This is a genomic window from Spirosoma validum, from assembly GCF_014699035.1.
Lineage (GTDB): Bacteria > Bacteroidota > Bacteroidia > Cytophagales > Spirosomataceae > Spirosoma > Spirosoma validum.
In genome coordinates this window covers 226739-243468 of the sequence record NZ_JACXAA010000012.1, presented here as the reverse complement: position 1 = coordinate 243468, position 16730 = coordinate 226739, and the positions used below count along the sequence as shown (strand labels likewise).

Here is a 16730-nt window from a genome sequence, read left to right as displayed (position 1 = left end):
ACCTGTCAGAGTTTCAGTTTAATTCCCCCGTTAATGACTCGTCCATCGGTAGGGGCGTAAATATCCGTGACAAAATTAGGTTGAGTTGGAGTGCCGGTAACCAGCGTTTCAAAGCGCGACTGTCGAACGTCGAGGAAATTCTCGAAATTAATAAAGACGCTACCCTTCGCATGTCGGCCAAAGCTCCATTTTTTCTCGATCATGTAGCCCAGCGTCCAGTAAGACGGCGTGATGGTGCCGTTGGTACGTTGCTGTGGACCCGAATAAAACGCTTCAAATCCGGTTTTCAGCTTGTCGGTTTCGTAAAGCGTTGTAAAATAAAGCCGGTGTTTGGCGGTTAGTGGAATCATCCCCGTCAGGTTGTCGTAACGACGTTGTGTGTCAATGAATGAGTACCCCAGAAAACCATGAACATCGTGATAACCCAACCGGACATTGGTTTCAAATCCCCGCGTCGAGAGATGCCCGTTGGCCGTGCGAAACGCAGCAAGACCCGTTGGCGACAGCACTGTCAGGCGATTGAGCTGGGTATAAAAGAATAACTGATTGACCGACAGTGTGGTTTCGTCGCCGATGGTCGTTCGGTAATTAATGTCCCAGTTCAGACCCATTGATGATTCCGTTTGATCGCTACGTATCGACCGCAAATCGACGTTTCGGAACAGCAGACGCTCGGCATCTTCTGTAAAGATGGTTGGTGCTTTATAACCCAACCCGCCACCTAACCGGCTCGTCCAGTGCTCCGAGGCCCGATAGAGCAGCGAGAACCGAGGCAATAAAAACACCTTTGCCGGGTCAGTACCCGTTGTCGTGGTTACCTGAGTGCTCACTACGTCGGCTCGCAAGCCGGTTTCTAAACTAAGCCGGTCCGAAAGGGTAAGCGTGTTCTGGATGAAAACTCCGGCAATCGTCTGGCGATAAATTGTCGCTGGAAAGGGCTCATTCGCTGGACTATCATCACGGAAGCTATCCGTCCAGACGTTCAGCCCCGCGATCCAGTCGGATTTGGTATAGTGTTTAAAATAACTCACTTCCGAAAATGACGACTGCTGTAACCCATCGAATCGGTAATTGGGTAAAACAATGGCGCGTTTAAAACGACTAAAGCTATTTTTAACCGTTAACACCGCATCGTTGGCAAACCGCTTTTCCAGCCGGAACTGGGTGGCTAACCGGCGGGAATTGTTCGCTTCGGTATAGCCCGTTATCGACTCGTTTTTGATTGTTGGTAAATACCCGCCGGTACGTTGCTCCTCAGTCCAGATAAGGCCAGCCGAAAGAGTCGTTGTGGGACTTGGGTACCAGAAAAACTTGGGCTGCAGCGTTGTACGAGCTATTTGCGGCAAATCCGAAAACTGATCATGGTTAGGATCAAAAGCCCGTTGCAGGTTTCGCGTAGCGTAAAACGTAACGCCCACTTTGTCGTTACGTTGCGCATAATAGCCGTTCAGATCCAGTCCCAATGCCGACGTACCATTAATTAGAAACGATAGATCGCGCTCGCGGGTTGGCTCTTTCGTCACCAGATTAACCAGGCCCGCAATGGCACCGCTGCCATACAACGTTGACTGACAGCCTTTGATCAGTTCGACCTGTTTCAGATTCAGCGGTGGCACCTGCATTAGGCTCAAGCCGCTCGAAAACCCACTGTAGAGCGGCAGACCATCCTGCAAAAGTTGTGTGTATCGACCATCCAGCCCCTGAATCCGAAACGTCGCATTTGCCGACATAACCGACGTTTGCTGCACCTGAATCCCCGGACTTTCGCGCAAAATTACCGCAATGTTGGCGGGCTGCATATTGGCTTTTTCATCCAGCTCTTCCGCGTCGATCACCTCAACCCGCGTCGGTTCGTCCGCAACGGTACGGCCACTCCGGGTTGAGGAAACGGTAATTTCGTCCAGCTCTTCCTCCGATGGTTCAAGTGCGATACGTAGTGTATCGGTAGAGGAGGTAATTACGGTATGATTTACGGATTGGAAACCAACCGCCGAAATACGGAGCCGATGCGGACCGGGTGGAGGAAGTTGAAATTGCGTATAACCAGCTGTATCGGTAGCTGCGCCGGTTGTCGTGCCAATCCGTAAAATCGTGGCACCGGGAATCGGTTGATTCGTGAGCGCATGGCGGACACTGATACGTAGTGTGTCCTGTCCGGAAGCTGAACGCGCCAAAAAGATTGTGAAAAATAACAGGATAACGTTTTTCATCTTGTATGAAGAATACAATGGAACAATCTGGCCAATAGATGACTGGCCTTGAAAAAATCCACGAAAAACGATTATACTTTAGGCGGTTGCCAGATAGACTGAGCTACGTCGGCATGGCTGGGAGACTGGTACGTAAAGAGCTGCTCAGACGGAATGCGAGACGTAATTTCAGAAGAAACAACGTAGTGAAACAGCCGGGGAATTGAGAAGCCAACGCAGGTGGCACAGTGACAAAAAGGACTGCAAGGGGCTTTGTGCCCATGCTCGTGGTCATCATCAGCGGAGTGAGACGATGACGAGCTGGTGGCTACGTTCTCGTGTGCGTGGCATTCGGCGTCCGGGCAGGGCAAGCCTGTCAGGAGCAATAGCCAGAACGAAAAGAGGTAGACCGTCCACTTCATACCCAAAAGTAAAGTTTGGACGAATGCAACCGGTAGTCAAAAACCAAGGATTATGAGGATGTTACCGGTATTCACCGTTTATTCCTTGTTTTTGCCGGTTCAATCCAGTTAGTTTGTCGCAACGTTCTTTGTTTTCCGTCAAACAGGCTATGGTTTTCCTGAGAGGTTTCAGGAGATTAAAAAGGAATCGTGTGAAATTCACGAGCAGACGTTGCTACTGTCAGTGACCGTTTAGAAAAGGGTTTGCCCTCGATGTCCATTGTTTTGCTTCGGCAGAATGAGAAGGACGGCAGATACCGTCACAAGCCAGGAGACTTGCCTTAGCTTTGCTGATTGCGCCTACACGCTATTGGGCTTCATCAAGATTGACCTCTTCTCTCTTTCCTGCTTTCTATCCGGAGCTGGGAGCGGTGTGTCGTGTTGATTAAGTACTGGTAATGGGATTGGCGTATGGAGTTCGGCATCGAACGCGATCAATCATCTTATCTATTTTTAACAGCATGATCGCACACAATCTCGGCTATCCACGAATCGGTAGCCACCGCGAACTCAAATGGGCCTGTGAACAATTCTGGGCCGGTAAAATCACGCGTCAGCAAGTACAGGAAGCTGGTCGGCAAATTCGACAAAGCAACTGGCTGACCCAACAACAGGCAGGCATCGAACTGATTCCCTGCAACGACTTTTCGTTCTACGACCAGGTGCTGGACATGTCCCTGACCGTCGGCGCGATCCCTAACCGGTTTCAACCGCTACGTGACCAGCTGGATGCCGATCGACCGAACGCTGATTTGCTGACACTGTACTTCGCGATGGCGCGGGGATATCAGCAGAATGGTCTGGACCTGAAGGCGATGGAAATGACAAAGTGGTTCGATACCAATTATCATTACATCGTACCGGAGTTTACCGCTGATCAGTCGTTTACGCTGCTTTCTGAGAAAATTTTCGAGGAGTTTGAGGAAGCAAAGCAAACACTGGATACCGTAGCGAAACCCGTATTGCTTGGCCCTGTGTCGTACTTACTGCTTGGTAAGGAGAAGAAAACCGGCTTCGATCGCCTGGATCTGCTGGACCGGCTCCTACCCGTTTATGAACAAATACTGACGCAACTGGAAAATCAGGGTGCCGACTGGATTCAATTCGATGAACCGACGTTATCGCTGGATTTGACGGATGAACAGCGCGCAGCTTTCGCGAAAACATACGGTCAGCTACGTGCTAAATTTCCGAAACTCAAGCTGTTGCTGGCTTCCTACTTTGAATGTTACGGTGACAATCTAAACCTGGCGATTCAACTGCCCGTCGATGCGTTGCACCTTGATCTGGTACGTTGCCCAAGCCAACTGGATGATATTCTGCAACCGGATTTTGTCAATAAACAAACGCGGTTGTCGCTGGGCGTTGTGGATGGACGTAACATCTGGATTAACGATCTGGCGAAATCGCAGGCAACAATTCAACGGGCGATTGACGCAATCGGGCAGGAGCGCGTACTGATTGCGCCCTCCTGCTCCCTTGTGCACGTTCCCTGCGATCTGGATTCTGAAACGAATGAAGAGGGACTGACTCCAGAAATCAAACAGTGGCTCGCCTTTGCCCGGCAAAAACTGGACGAGATTGCTACGTTGGCAACCCTCATTCGTGAGCCGGATAATGCTGAAGCGAATGCTACGTTGACGGCCAATCAGGCGGCTCACACGGCTCGTCGTCAATCGCCGATTATCAATCGTCCGGCTGTACAAACTCGGTTAAAGCAGTTGACCGAAGAAGATGCGCAACGTACTGGCGCATTCACGCAGCGGCAGGCTTTACAACATGAACGCCTGCACTTACCGCTATTTCCGACCACGACGATTGGTTCGTTTCCGCAGACGGAAGCCGTACGGGCAAACCGATCTAAATTTAAGAAAGGTGAGAAATCGGTAGAGGAATATGACGCGTTCATCCAACAGGAAACCGAGCAGGCCATTCGCTGGCAGGAAGAAATCGGGCTGGACGTATTGGTACACGGTGAGTTCGAACGAAACGACATGGTCGAGTATTTCGGCGAACTGCTGGACGGCTTTGGGTTCAGTGAAAACGGCTGGGTGCAGAGTTACGGTTCGCGGTGTGTGAAACCGCCGATTATTTACGGCGACGTTCACCGGCCCGAACCGATGACGGTACGTTGGGCGCAATATGCGCAGTCGCTGACCAGCAAGCCCGTGAAAGGCATGCTTACCGGACCCGTTACGATTCTGCAATGGTCGTTTGTACGTGATGATCAGCCCCGTCGGGATACGTGTCTGCAAATTGCGCTGGCGATTCACGACGAAGTGGTTGACCTGGAAAACGCCGGTATTGGCGTGATCCAGATCGATGAACCGGCGCTACGGGAAGGCTTGCCGCTCCGTCGGGAGAACTGGGATACCTATCTGAACTGGGCCGTTATGGCGTTCCGGGTGGCCGCTTCGGGTGTACAGGATCATACCCAGATTCATACGCACATGTGTTACGCGGAGTTCAACGACATTATCGGTGCCATTGCCGATCTGGACGCTGATGTGATTACGATTGAAACATCGCGCTCGCAGATGGAATTGCTGGATGCGTTTGCCCGTTTTGCGTATCCGAACGAAATCGGACCGGGCGTTTATGACATTCACAGCCCGCGCGTACCGACGGTTCAGGAGATGGTTGACCTGCTTCAGAAAGCCACCAACGTACTGCCTGCCCGGAATTTATGGGTGAACCCCGATTGTGGCCTGAAAACACGTCGCTGGCCGGAAACCACCGAAGCCCTGAAAAACATGGTGCAGGCCGCCCAAACAGCCCGCGAACTAGTCACTGAGTCGGTATAAACGTGTTAACCGCAGAGAGCGCAAAGGTCATTCGCAAAGAACACAAAGCTTTATACAACTGCGATCTTTGCGAATGACCTCTGCGTCCTTTGCGGTTAAAAAACACATTAGAAAAGATGAACTCTGATTGTATTGGTAAACACGAACACACGGCCTGCCCACGTTGCCAGCGTTCTTTTGAATGTCGGGTTGGCAGCATCAACTTATGCCAATGCCAGCGTGTTCAGCTGTCGGACGCGCAACAGCACTACGTCAGTTCGCAGTATCAGGGCTGTCTGTGTGCCGACTGTTTACTGGCACTCCGAACGGAATACAACCAGCAGACGCATCAGAACAGATTAACAAAATTACTGCATGGCCATTGACGAAACCCCCGAAATAACCGCTCGAATAGCCGCTGCGGAAACCCGAATTTTTAAAGCTGTTTTCCCGAATACAACGAATCACTACGATACGCTCTTTGGTGGTACGGCCCTGCAACTGATGGACGAGGTCGCTTTTATCACAGCTACCCGGTTCTCCCGGAAACGCATGGTGACCGTTTCGTCCGATAAAATCAATTTCACCAAGTCGATTCCGGCTGGAACGATTATCGAACTGGTTGGACGGGTGGAACACGTGGGAAATACCAGCATTCGGATTGCCGTCGAGATTTACGTGGAGGAAATGTATTCCATGGAGCGGCACCAGGCGATTCACGGATCGTTTACGTTCGTGGCGCTGGATGAAGATAAAAAACCGATTCGCATTCTGTAACGAATCGCTTCCCGTAAGCCAAACCAATGAATTATAAAGCAATCACTACGTTAAAAAAAGCCGATACCGAAGGGCGAATCCCAGCCTATACGTTAGATCAATACGTCCGAAGTGAGTTATGCCATCAGTTGGCGGAAGCCATAAAGCAGCGTTTACTCATTACCCGCAGCGACGCTAATCAGCCAACCGTCGATTTCTCGACCGAACTGATTCTGCTGAGTTCAGATCAATGGCGGCTAATTAAGGAAACACTACACTATTCTGCTGAATCAGTACCGTCGGACCTGCAACTTGCCATCCAGCAACTGATTAATGAAGTAGACACAAGCTGTTCGTAGGTGTTGACGTGAATTTATATTTTTCTTTTTGCAACATTGTTGCAAAAAGAAAAATATCGTTAGATTTGCCGTATGGTAAGTCAAACGAACGTAGTAAATTCTCGTGCATCATCCGCTCCGCGTTTGCCCGTTACGGTGTTGAGTGGTTTTCTGGGAGCTGGCAAAACCACTTTGCTCAATCATGTACTTCACAACAAACAGGGCTTAAAAGTAGCCGTGATTGTCAACGACATGAGTGAGGTGAACGTAGATGCTGAACTTGTTCGGCAGGAGGGAGCGCTTTCGCGTACGGAAGAAAAACTAGTGGAAATGTCCAACGGCTGCATTTGCTGTACGCTACGGGAAGATCTGATGGTTGAGGTGGAAAAACTGGCGCAGGAAGGTCGATTCGATTACTTACTGATTGAATCGTCGGGCATTTCAGAGCCTTTGCCGGTTGCCCAGACGTTTTCATTTCGCTCCGACGCTTCGGTTGATGACGAAAAGAAAATTGACCTTTCCCGTTTCGCCCGTCTTGATACGCTCGTCACGGTGGTTGATGCCTTTAACTTCGCCCGCGATTTTGGTAGCGTCGATACGATACGTGACCGTGAACTTAACCAGGATAGCAGCGATACGCGAACCATCGTCAATCTGTTGACCGATCAGATTGAGTTTGCCGACGTGATTATCCTCAACAAAACGGATATGCTTTTCAACGCGTCCATTGGTGAGCTGAAAGCTATCCTGCGCAAACTGAACCCGAAGGCAAAGCTGATTGAAAGTCAGTTTGGTAAAATCGATCCGGCTGAAATTCTGAACACGGGCCGATTTAATTTCGACGAAGCCTCGCAGTCGGCAGGCTGGATTCAGGAATTACAAAATCATAAACAGGGGAAAGGTCATACGCCCGAAACAGAAGAATACGGCATCTCATCGTTTGTTTTCCGCGACCGTCGCCCGTTCCACCCGGTACGTTTCTGGCGCTACCTGAGCGAGAACTTTCCGGCAGGTGTACTCCGTAGCAAGGGCCTGTTCTGGCTAGCGTCCCGACCCAGCGATGCACTCAACTTCAGTCAGGCGGGCGGTAGCCTGCGGGCTGAATCGGCGGGTATCTGGTGGGCATCCATGCCGTTCAGCCAGCGAGTTCGCTACGTATCGTTTGTGCAAAATCAAAAGGCTATTGAAGCGCGCTGGCATAAGCGGTTTGGCGATCGGCAAAATGAGCTGGTCATTATCGGGCAGGACTTGAATCCGGTCCAAATCACGAACGAATTACAGGCCTGTCTTTGTACTGAAGCCGAACTAAAACACCTGGAAACGGGCGGGCGCTTCAACGATCCTTTTCCGGTTTGGGAATAAAGGGAAAGTAAAAATTTTGTTGCAGGAGGGTGAGTGACTAAAGGCCATTCGATGGTTGGGTACTTTCTTCGTGGTCAAGCACTCCCCTCCGGCCAAATGGCCTGTCTCGGCGAGCCAGGACCCAGTTGGTCATCGGACTAATGTACCGAATAAACGTATCAAACCTGATTTAGGCCATGGAGACATATGCATCAACATACGACGTCATTATTATTGGCGGTAGTTACGCCGGTTTAAGTGCGGCCTTAGTCCTGGGCCGATCACTACGTCGGGTGCTGGTGCTGGACAATGGCAAACCCGCCAATCGGCAAACTCCGCATTCGCATAGTTTTCTGACGCGCGATGGCGCAACACCCGCTGAACTGAGCGCTATCGCCCGCCAGCAGGCACTGGCTTATCCGACGGTACAATTGATAAAGGCTACTGTCTCCACGGCTGCGCAGCAGGATACCGTTTTTGAGGTGACGACGGACACGGGCGCTACGTATTCGGCTAGCCGTTTGCTACTGGCGACGGGGTTAAACGATGAGCTTCCGCCCATTCCGGGGATAAGGGAATGCTGGGGCATTTCAGTGCTGCACTGTCCGTATTGCCATGGCTACGAGGTGCATGGTCAGGCGTTGGGCGTACTGGGCAATGGCGATGAGGGGTTCGAGTTTGCGAAACTGATCCAGCACTGGAGCCCGAATCTCACTCTGTTTACCAATGGGCCTGCTACGTTATCGACCGAGCAGAAAGCCGCTTTGTTCCGTCATCAGGTGAGGCTTGTTGAGACGCCGATTATGGCCATCACGCACCAGAATGGGCAATTGACCAGCGTGTTGCTGGATGACCAGACTCATTACCCACTGGATGCTTTGTTTGCCCGTCCTTTATCCAGTCAGGCATCGCCGATTGCTCAGCAGTTAGGCTGTCTGCACGATGACGTGGGTTTTGTGCAGGTTGATGACTGGGGACGAACCAGCGTGTCGGGCGTGTTTGCGGCTGGCGATACGCACACGATGATGCGTCAGGTCATGGTGGCGGGTACGAATGGCTTACGGACAGCCGTTTTCATCAACAAAGAATTAATCGAAGAGGAATTTCAACGCGCATTACAGTAAACGGTTGGCTCGTTCCATGGCCTGCTGCGTTTGCTGCTGAATCTGCCTGATATTCGCCAGGAATGCCTGCTGAAGGTCACGTAGCTGATCGGCGGGCATATCCTTGGTGTCGTTGTTATGATGGTGGTGATGATGGTGTTTGCCCTCGCCATGCTCATGATGGTCATGTTTCAAACCGGGTACTTCGACCAGGTTTTCTTCCCACTCCTCAAACGCCGTTTTCAGGCTGTCGAGCGATTGCCCCGCTGCTTTCGCTTCGGGCGACGTTTTTTTTGCGAGCAACGTCCGCACGGAGTCAATCCGATCAATGACCGGCTCTACCTGTTCCTGGATGTCAATAGCTTCCATGTGATAACGGCCCGCTTCGTCAAGCAGGGCTTTGTCAGCATCCGATTGACCGGAACAGCCAATCAGGCACATCACTATACTGAAAGTGATTACGTAGCGCATAAGCAGAAGTCTTAACGACAAATATGCACATTGTGCAACCTTGTTGCAAGTATAGCCGCTCTAAAAACATCATTCTTTCCAGAAATCTCCTGAAAATACAGAAACAGCTACCAGAGATGCAATTCTGAAATTTAATTTTTACTATGTAGGGTAGTGAGATACAAAATTTTTACATTTGATAATTATGCAGAATTATATTTTATGGTATTGTAAGATAGTAGGATAATCGCAGGAGTTTTTATAAATCAATCGATTGCGATTTGACGAATGAGTTCTGCGTATCTGGCAAGCCTGCATTATCACTCCCTCTGATAACCAAACTCATTGTATGAAATGACTTTTGCAAACGAAAATATGTTGCTTAACCAGGTCGCCATTGGCGATGAAAAAGCGTTCAATAAGCTCCACGATTTTTACCGCCCCAGCATCTACCGGTTCATTTACAAGTTTATCAAGTCCGCCGAGCTATCGAACGACATTTGTCAGGAAGTCTTCATGAAACTATGGGAAGAGCGCTCGGTCATTCAGGAAATCAATTCGTTTAAATCGTATCTGTTTACCATCACCAAAAATCATACGTTCAATTGCCTGAAACGCGCGGCCGTTGAAGATCGCATTAAAGGGGAGGTCTTAAAAAGCTATTCTGTGTCCAAAAATGACACGGAAGACGTACTGTTGGTCAAGGAGTATCAGCAGTTTCTCCAGGCTGTTCTTGATACGTTACCACCCCAAAGCCGGGCCGTGTTTAAGCTATGCCGACAGCAGGAAAAAAGCTACGAAGAAGCTGCGCAGATTTTGGGCGTATCGAGTAGTGCGATCAAGAAACACATGGTCAGGTCGATGAAAGTGATCAAGTTTGCCGTCGAAAAAGATATGGGAATTGCCTTCAGTATCTTTATCGAACTAGTCGCTCAGTCCGGCAATATGTTGCTGGAAGTTATCTGAAATTCTGGCAAGGCGGGTATAATAACGCCCACGTACTGCCTACTGTTTAGCTGGTAACGTAACGGTTTCAGCTAAAAATAGCTCGGCCAGTTCGAGCGCGTATTCATCAATTTTTATACTGCCAATATTCGCCTGAATGGCTACGACGAGTTGTTCGGCCGGAAAATTCATCAGGAAGGATCGCGTGCCTTTTACCGTACCGCTATGTCCATACCAGGTACGGCCCTGACGATCTTTACCACTCCACCAGATCAATCCCTGCCAGGACGGTTCTTTTTGCTGGCTCGCATCAGGTTTAAAGGCTTTTTTATTTCGATCGAACTGAGGTTTGTATAGTTTCTCCAGCGTAGCCGGTTTTAATAGAATCCCTTTGTTCAGAGCGATAGCCAACTTGAGCATGTCCTCCGGCGTGGAAAGAATACCACCGCCAGCGTATTTATAGCTGACATCTTCGTACGGCGCATTGATGAGATTGCCGGCTTCATCTTTTACGTAACCTTTGCCGCGATTCGTGATAATTCGGGAAGGAATATCAAAGCAGGTACTCAACATGCCCGCGGGTTGCCATACGTTCTTTTTCATGTATTCTTCGAACGGCATACCCGATACTTTCTCCACAATGCCGTGCATTAAATTGCTGGAATACGACGAGTACGAATAATACGTCCCCGGCTCAAACAGCAGCGGATCGTCCCGGAAAATCGTGGTAGCTTCTTCGAACGTATCATAATGCCGCATTCGCTTAATGCCGTAGTTATCGTTATCCTGTTTGGCGTAATGCCGGATGCCGGAGGTATGTGTAAGGATATGATTGATCGTGATTGGCTTTTGCTTTTTGGGCATGTAAGGCAGGTATTTCTGAATCTCATCCGTCAGGCTAAGCAAGCCCTTTTCTTCCAGCTGCATAATCGCGATCACAGCAACAGCTTTAGAAACCGAGCCAATGCAATGAACCGTTTCGCCAGTCTGCGGCACTCGATTGTCCAGATCAGCGTATCCGACTCCGCCCGAAAAAACCGTCTTTCCTTTTATCGATACGGCTGCCGAAACGCCGGGCGCACTACTTTCATTCGCTACGTGTTGCAGATAATTTTTAACGTAACTATCGTCAACTGTTTGCGCTTGAAGTTTCGAAAAGAAGCTAATTACCAGTAGTATACTTAATGCGTTTCCGAAAAAAAATCGATATAGGGTTACCATTCGTATGGTTTTTAGGTAGCGCGGATCTTCAGTCCGCGTAGCCGTCAGGCTAAAAAACATGAGCTACAACTTAGCCTGACGGCTCGGCTACGCGGACTGAAGATCCGCGCTACCGCTACGCTAGGGGATTAATGTCAATGTTTTATCCGCGACACTTTTGATTTTTTCTTTCGAGAAATAGACCGGAAAATATTCTCCCCGGTTCCATAAATCAAACAAGTCCCGGTAATGTGGATCGTCGGGGTTTTCGGATTGCCCCGGGCTGTTCACACCCAGCGTTTTATCCCAGTTTTCGGTATCGACCAGAATTCGGAACGATGGGCCGTGCGTCTGATTCAGCGTATTGCCGGAGTTATTGACCGTTTCAGCGTTACCACCGCGTGGAACGGGACCGATGTTGATCTTCTTCTGCATGTCTGGACTAACCAGATCGCTGAACGCATGTGTAATGGTGATGTGTTTGTTTGTCGCTTGCCCATACGTCCACTTGCTCATGTCCTTGCCTAATCGCTTGGTCAATACGTCCAGCGCATCCTTCAGGCAGGAAGCAACAACCTGGTTCCGGGTTTCCAGCGCCTTGGCACCAAAGACGATTGGCGAAGGTGTCAGGACGTTATCAATCAGCACTTTTGTCGATAGCGTACGGAAATGCGTCTGGGCATCCTTCGGAACTAGTTTTGCGTAGACGTAATCACTCAGTTTATCTTCCCACTCTATGTAAATGGCGGCTTGCACCGATTCGGGGGCTAATCGAAAATCCCAGTTTCGAAGCATGTCGGCAGCTTTTTTTACGTCCTCATCTTGCATAGGCGCGTAAGCCAGGAGCGGCACCAGCGTACGGGCCGGTATGGAAAGCAGATCCGTTTGCAATTGGGCAAAGTCGCTCAGGTTAAACCGTTTGCCGGAGCCCAGCACTTCTTCCAGCCGGTTCGTACGGTAGGGCGTCGACCATTCCCAGGCCATCGCGTTACGGGGTTGAAAATTGGGAGACGTCAGGTTACTATTCGCCGTGGCCACAAATCCTTTCGCCGGATCGCTTACATGCGGCAGTTGCTTGATCGGCAGATAGCCCGCCCATTCAAAGCGACCATCGCCCGGTACGGGAACTAACCCCGACCAATTCGGGCGGATAGGGGAGAGACCCGAAATTTGCCAGCCGATGTGGCCGCTTTTATCCGCCCAAATCATGTTGAGCGAAGGGAGCCGCGAGTACGAGCAGGCATCCCGAAACTCATCCCAGTTTTTCGACTGGTTCATGCGCAGACTGGCCAAATATGGCGCACAGCCAATATCCATCCAACCGGCCCGTACGGCGTAGGCTTTATGTGCTTTCGTATCTTCGAACACAACAGGGCCATGACGGGTGAATTTCAACGTAGCCATGTGCGGTTGCTGTCCTTTGACCGGAATCGTGTCACTCATCACCTTCATGGCAACCCACTGACCCTTGTACTGATACTGGTTTGGGTTGCTGGGGTTCGTGTCATACACGTACAAATCCTCGCAGTCGGCTCGTGAGATGGTAATGCCCCAGGCGCCGTAGTCATTATGACCGATAGAAACGCCGGGTAGGGTAGGTTCACCAGCGCCCACTACGTTCCAGCCGGGTGCATTCAGATGTATCCAATACCGTAGCGAAGGCGTTGATTGCGTGCGGTGGGGGTCGTTGGCTAGCATGGGAAAATGACTTTCCGATTTTTCACCACTCAGCGTCCAGTTATTCGAGCCAGTATATTCCTTTTCTGTTTCGTACCACTTCATGAAATCGAAAGCCTGCCCAAGTTTATCGCCTTCTTTTTTGAAGCGGATGGGCGCCCGAAACGTATTATAAACATCCAGAATATTCTGAAAAAGAGCGTTTCCGTCTACGCCTTTTTCCAGCGTCAGTTTCGGCTCCTTGTCAGGATTACGCGTTGGGTGAAACCAGTTGAGTTCGCGGGTTTTGTCTTCGCCCATCAGATGCACCTGCCGACCGTAGCTTAACTCGCTCGTCAGGTTGGCGATCAGTCCCTGGTGTCGACTAATCACTACGTCGGGCGTCCAGAAATCCGGTAGCGATTTTAATAACTTGAGTTCAAAGGGAAGCTTGGTCGTATCTTTTCGTACTTCGGCTATTCGGGCATTGATGCCTGCAGTATAGGCCGTAATGATCAGTTTGCCCCGCGGGTGATAATGCGCAAATTCCTGATCCAGATTTTGGCGAAACCTGAAGAGACGCGTACCAACGTCCCGCTTGATTTCAGATGGTCCGAGCCATTCCGCTACGGTTCCCGTCGCCTGTCGTCGCCATAATTCCAACTGGAACATCCGGTCGGTGGCCGCTACGTAGCCCTGCGCAAAGAACAGATCATGTTCGTTTTTGGCATAAATGTGCGAAACGCCCCACTGATCCCGAATGATTTCGACGGGCTGCTGTAGACCCGGCATTTTGAGCGTCTGGGCCGATGCGGTTAGTGTAGTGAAGACGAGTAAGGCCAGGAGTATGCGCGAACAGGACATGAGGAACATTTAGGAATTGATTAATCACAGAGGCACGGAGACCACAGAGACAAATAGTCCTGAAAAACTCTGTGGTCTCCGTGCCTCTGTGGTAATAAAATTTATTTCGATTTTGGGAAATAGCTTACTTCGATAAGCTCTTTTACGTCTTTAAATTTCTTATTGGGCTTAAGGTATTGCGCCAGGAAATTGTAGATCTTCATCCGACTTTCTTTCGCGCCGTAGGAGTCAATCCGGTTGAACGTGTGACCTCCCGGTGCTTCTTTGTAAATCTCGTACTCGAACTTTTTACCTTCAGCTTTCAGCGCCTTAATCAAATGTTCGACCTCCAATACGTTTACATCCTCATCATTTGTATTGGTATGAACCAGCAAGGGCGTTTGCAGTTTTTCGGCGTTCCAGGCTGGCGAGCGTTTCCGGTATTCTTCGACATTCTGATCGGCTGATTTACCCAGGTGATAGTCCGCGGAATAAGCATCTCGATAACTCTGGCTCTTGTAACCCATCCGGGCAATGAGGTCGCTCACTGGTACGCCCGCGTAGCCAACAGCATAGTCGGATGGATGGTTGAACAGGTTAAGCAACGTAATCATCCCGCCGTGACTCCAGCCCAGAATGCCGACGCGTTTCTTATCGATGAAATCGTAATTCTCCAGCATGTAATCCCGGCAGCTTTTGGTATCCTCAACTTCAAGTCCGCCGTAATCAATGAGCTGATAAAATCCCTGGCCGTAACCCGTGCTACCCCGATAATCGGGCGCAATCACTACGTATTCCTGGGCCGTTAACTCTTTGATGATGTGTGCATAAGCCGTATTGAAATTGCTGTGTACTCCACCATGCGGCAGAACCAGTAACGGATATTTTTTGGACGGGTCGATACGGGATGGAATAAATACATAGGCCGAAAAACGCACCGGATTTTTGGCACCCTGACCGGTCGGGTTTTTGATAACGGCGGGTGGTGGGCCGGTGATAATCACTTTGTCGACCAACGTAGCGTCGCCCAGACGTTGCGACCAGGTAAGATCGTCAATGGATTTATCGAGTGCATCAAATTGGTGCTGCATGCCCGCCAGTTGCCGTTGCAAAGCCGCGACCTGATTTGTCTCCGACGTTTGTGCCCTTGTCTGGCCGTAAAGCAGTGTTCCGGTTAGTAGTGATAGGAACAGTCCGGTAATTTTTTTCATTGGTAGGGGAAAGAAAGAGTAGTTACTATAAAGCGAACGGGTTAAACCGCATCAGAAAGGCTGCTGAACGTAAAGTCGCGAATACGCATGGGGGGAACCAGGTTGCCTCTTGTACGAACCGGTGTACCCAGTGCTTCCAGGTTATTGAGCATGATGACCGGACTTTCGTTGAATCGAAAATTTTTCACGGGGTGTTTGATCTGGCCGTTGTCGATGAAGAACGTACCGTCGCGGGTTAGTCCCGTGTAGAGCAACGTTTGCGGGTCCAGCCAGCGGGTGTACCAGAAGCGAGTGACCAGAATACCTTTTTCCGTTCCTTTGATGAGTTCGGCTAAGGATTGTGTGCCTCCCATCATCACAAATCCCGATGGTTCGGGCAGCGGTTTCACACCTTTCTGCTTTGCCCAATAGGCTGAGTATGACAGGTTTTTAACTACGCCTTTGTCGAACCACATTACTTTTTCCTGGGGATAACCTTCCGACGAAAAAGGCGAACTGGGAATCTGCGCATCCATCGGGTCGGAGTAAATGGTAACGCGTTCGTCCAGGAGCTTTTCGCCCAGCCGGGTGCCACCCCCTTTTTTGCTTAGGAAACTCCGGCCTTCATCAGCCGTACGGGCTTCCATGGCCCGAACCATGAATTGCACTAATTCGCCAGCGGCCAGCGGTTCCAGAATGACGGTATATTTCCCCGGTTCCAGGGCCGCAGGCTTTTGCGACGCTTTGGCTTTCTGAATCGCTACGTCGGTTAGCGAGGCTGTATTCAGCTTACTGACGTCGTTGACATCACCCGCCGAATAGCCCGACCCCGTTCCATCGGGTGTACGGATGGTCAGGGAAAAATTAACAGCCGTGTTTTTGTGATAGCCGAATAGCCCTTTGCTGTTGCCAATTGCGTTGAAATTGGCGGAATCTTCCAGAAAACCAGCCCCACTCAACTGACTGGCCATAACGGATTTGATGCTGGCTCCCGCGAGTTTGGCCCGATCCGGGGCTTTCATGTTGGCCGTTGTCTCAACGAACGCGTTGGTCTTCGCGTAGGTTTGCGGTCCCGGCATCGGAACGTACTCCGGATTTTCGGGGGCCAGCCGGGCCATTTCCTCGGCCCGACGAACAGCCTTCTCCAGCGAAGCATCGTCAAATTCGTTGATGTCGGACGTACCAATTTTCTTGCCCAACACGACCGTTACGGATAACGACAGGTTATTGGACGTACCGGCGGTAGAGACCGAGTTACGGGCAAAGCGAATATTGCCGGATCGCCCACCGGTTAATTCTACTTTCATCTCGTCGGCTTTGGAGTAACTCAAAACCTTATCGATGATTTTTTTTGCTTCTTCCTGGGTTAGGATGGCCATAAGTTTTTTATCGTAGTTGTGGTGTCGGGTTCTTAAACCCGACCCATTTGAATCGGCAATAATCGCGTCGGGTTTGAGAACGGCTGCGGCCGATCG

General features: G+C 50.3%; 14 protein-coding genes and 1 riboswitch. Of the genes, 7 read left to right on the top strand and 7 right to left on the bottom strand.

What is annotated here, in order from left to right:
* Positions 1–5: 5 nt before the first annotated feature.
* Positions 6–2210 carry a TonB-dependent receptor gene (locus IC230_RS26665; RefSeq protein ID WP_191042112.1) on the bottom strand — a complete coding sequence of 735 codons (2205 nt, stop codon included), beginning with the start codon at positions 2208–2210 and terminating at the stop codon, positions 6–8.
* A gap of 71 nt (positions 2211–2281) precedes the next feature.
* Positions 2282–2611, bottom strand: coding sequence for a DUF6660 family protein (locus tag IC230_RS26660; protein ID WP_191042111.1), 330 nt, complete (start codon positions 2609–2611; stop codon positions 2282–2284).
* A 133-nt stretch (positions 2612–2744) separates the two neighbouring features.
* A riboswitch (cobalamin riboswitch) is annotated at positions 2745–2948 on the top strand.
* Positions 2949–3111: 163 nt separating this feature from the next.
* On the opposite strand from IC230_RS26660, the gene metE reads away from it, so the two are divergent.
* The 6 genes from metE to IC230_RS26630 all read left to right on the top strand — a co-directional run bounded on the left by metE (position 3112) and on the right by IC230_RS26630 (position 8992).
* Positions 3112–5454, top strand: a complete 2343-nt coding sequence (metE, locus tag IC230_RS26655) for a 5-methyltetrahydropteroyltriglutamate--homocysteine S-methyltransferase (protein ID WP_191042110.1) — start codon at positions 3112–3114, stop codon at positions 5452–5454.
* Positions 5455–5570: 116 nt separating this feature from the next.
* Positions 5571–5819 carry a cysteine-rich CWC family protein gene (locus tag IC230_RS26650; RefSeq protein ID WP_223860864.1) on the top strand — a complete coding sequence of 83 codons (249 nt, stop codon included), beginning with the start codon at positions 5571–5573 and terminating at the stop codon, positions 5817–5819.
* Positions 5809–6210, top strand: a complete 402-nt coding sequence (locus IC230_RS26645; protein ID WP_191042109.1) for an acyl-CoA thioesterase — start codon at positions 5809–5811, stop codon at positions 6208–6210. Before IC230_RS26650 ends, IC230_RS26645 begins: the two co-directional genes overlap by 11 nt.
* Positions 6211–6236: 26 nt before the next feature.
* Entirely contained in the window at positions 6237–6548 is a 312-nt protein-coding gene (locus tag IC230_RS26640; protein ID WP_191042108.1) for a hypothetical protein, read from the top strand.
* 72 nt (positions 6549–6620) lie between these two features.
* Entirely contained in the window at positions 6621–7889 is a 1269-nt protein-coding gene (locus IC230_RS26635) for a GTP-binding protein (RefSeq protein WP_191042107.1), read from the top strand.
* 176 nt (positions 7890–8065) lie between these two features.
* A complete protein-coding gene (locus IC230_RS26630; protein WP_191042106.1) occupies positions 8066–8992 on the top strand; it encodes an NAD(P)/FAD-dependent oxidoreductase in 927 nt (308 codons plus the stop codon).
* Here the strand turns inward: IC230_RS26630 and IC230_RS26625 are convergent.
* Positions 8984–9442 (bottom strand): hypothetical protein, encoded by a 459-nt coding sequence (locus tag IC230_RS26625; protein WP_223860863.1) that lies wholly within the window; start codon positions 9440–9442, stop codon positions 8984–8986. The two genes, IC230_RS26630 and IC230_RS26625, sit on opposite strands and share 9 nt — an antisense overlap.
* A gap of 333 nt (positions 9443–9775) precedes the next feature.
* Between IC230_RS26625 and IC230_RS26620 the strand changes: the two genes are divergently transcribed.
* Positions 9776–10387: an RNA polymerase sigma factor gene (locus tag IC230_RS26620; protein WP_191042105.1), complete on the top strand. Its 612-nt coding sequence runs from the start codon at positions 9776–9778 to the stop codon at positions 10385–10387.
* 39 nt (positions 10388–10426) lie between these two features.
* Here IC230_RS26620 and IC230_RS26615 read toward each other — a convergent pair whose 3' ends face one another.
* The 4 genes from IC230_RS26615 to IC230_RS26600 form a co-directional block, all read right to left on the bottom strand.
* Entirely contained in the window at positions 10427–11647 is a 1221-nt protein-coding gene (locus IC230_RS26615) for a serine hydrolase domain-containing protein (protein WP_191042104.1), read from the bottom strand.
* A 60-nt stretch (positions 11648–11707) separates the two neighbouring features.
* Positions 11708–14086, bottom strand: coding sequence for a penicillin acylase family protein (locus tag IC230_RS26610; RefSeq protein WP_191042103.1), 2379 nt, complete (start codon positions 14084–14086; stop codon positions 11708–11710).
* A 101-nt stretch (positions 14087–14187) separates the two neighbouring features.
* A complete protein-coding gene (locus tag IC230_RS26605) occupies positions 14188–15276 on the bottom strand; it encodes an alpha/beta hydrolase family protein (protein WP_191042102.1) in 1089 nt (362 codons plus the stop codon).
* 41 nt (positions 15277–15317) lie between these two features.
* Positions 15318–16634 carry a TldD/PmbA family protein gene (locus IC230_RS26600; RefSeq protein ID WP_191042101.1) on the bottom strand — a complete coding sequence of 439 codons (1317 nt, stop codon included), beginning with the start codon at positions 16632–16634 and terminating at the stop codon, positions 15318–15320.
* Between the last annotated feature and the right edge of the window lie 96 nt (positions 16635–16730).

What these genes read in the sequence shown, in the direction of transcription:
- IC230_RS26640 (WP_191042108.1), top strand. Translation starts at nt 6,237, where the DNA reads ATGAATTATAAAGCAATCACTACGTTAAAAAAAGCCGATACCGAAGGG.
- IC230_RS26600 (WP_191042101.1), bottom strand. Translation starts at nt 16,634, where the DNA reads ATGGCCATCCTAACCCAGGAAGAAGCAAAAAAAATCATCGATAAGGTT.
- IC230_RS26620 (WP_191042105.1), top strand. Translation starts at nt 9,776, where the DNA reads ATGACTTTTGCAAACGAAAATATGTTGCTTAACCAGGTCGCCATTGGC.
- IC230_RS26625 (WP_223860863.1), bottom strand. Translation starts at nt 9,442, where the DNA reads ATGCGCTACGTAATCACTTTCAGTATAGTGATGTGCCTGATTGGCTGT.
- IC230_RS26635 (WP_191042107.1), top strand. Translation starts at nt 6,621, where the DNA reads ATGGTAAGTCAAACGAACGTAGTAAATTCTCGTGCATCATCCGCTCCG.
- IC230_RS26665 (WP_191042112.1), bottom strand. Translation starts at nt 2,210, where the DNA reads ATGAAAAACGTTATCCTGTTATTTTTCACAATCTTTTTGGCGCGTTCA.
- IC230_RS26660 (WP_191042111.1), bottom strand. Translation starts at nt 2,611, where the DNA reads ATGAAGTGGACGGTCTACCTCTTTTCGTTCTGGCTATTGCTCCTGACA.
- IC230_RS26610 (WP_191042103.1), bottom strand. Translation starts at nt 14,086, where the DNA reads ATGTCCTGTTCGCGCATACTCCTGGCCTTACTCGTCTTCACTACACTA.
- IC230_RS26605 (WP_191042102.1), bottom strand. Translation starts at nt 15,276, where the DNA reads ATGAAAAAAATTACCGGACTGTTCCTATCACTACTAACCGGAACACTG.
- IC230_RS26615 (WP_191042104.1), bottom strand. Translation starts at nt 11,647, where the DNA reads ATGTTTTTTAGCCTGACGGCTACGCGGACTGAAGATCCGCGCTACCTA.
- IC230_RS26650 (WP_223860864.1), top strand. Translation starts at nt 5,571, where the DNA reads ATGAACTCTGATTGTATTGGTAAACACGAACACACGGCCTGCCCACGT.
- IC230_RS26630 (WP_191042106.1), top strand. Translation starts at nt 8,066, where the DNA reads ATGGAGACATATGCATCAACATACGACGTCATTATTATTGGCGGTAGT.
- IC230_RS26645 (WP_191042109.1), top strand. Translation starts at nt 5,809, where the DNA reads ATGGCCATTGACGAAACCCCCGAAATAACCGCTCGAATAGCCGCTGCG.
- metE (WP_191042110.1), top strand. Translation starts at nt 3,112, where the DNA reads ATGATCGCACACAATCTCGGCTATCCACGAATCGGTAGCCACCGCGAA.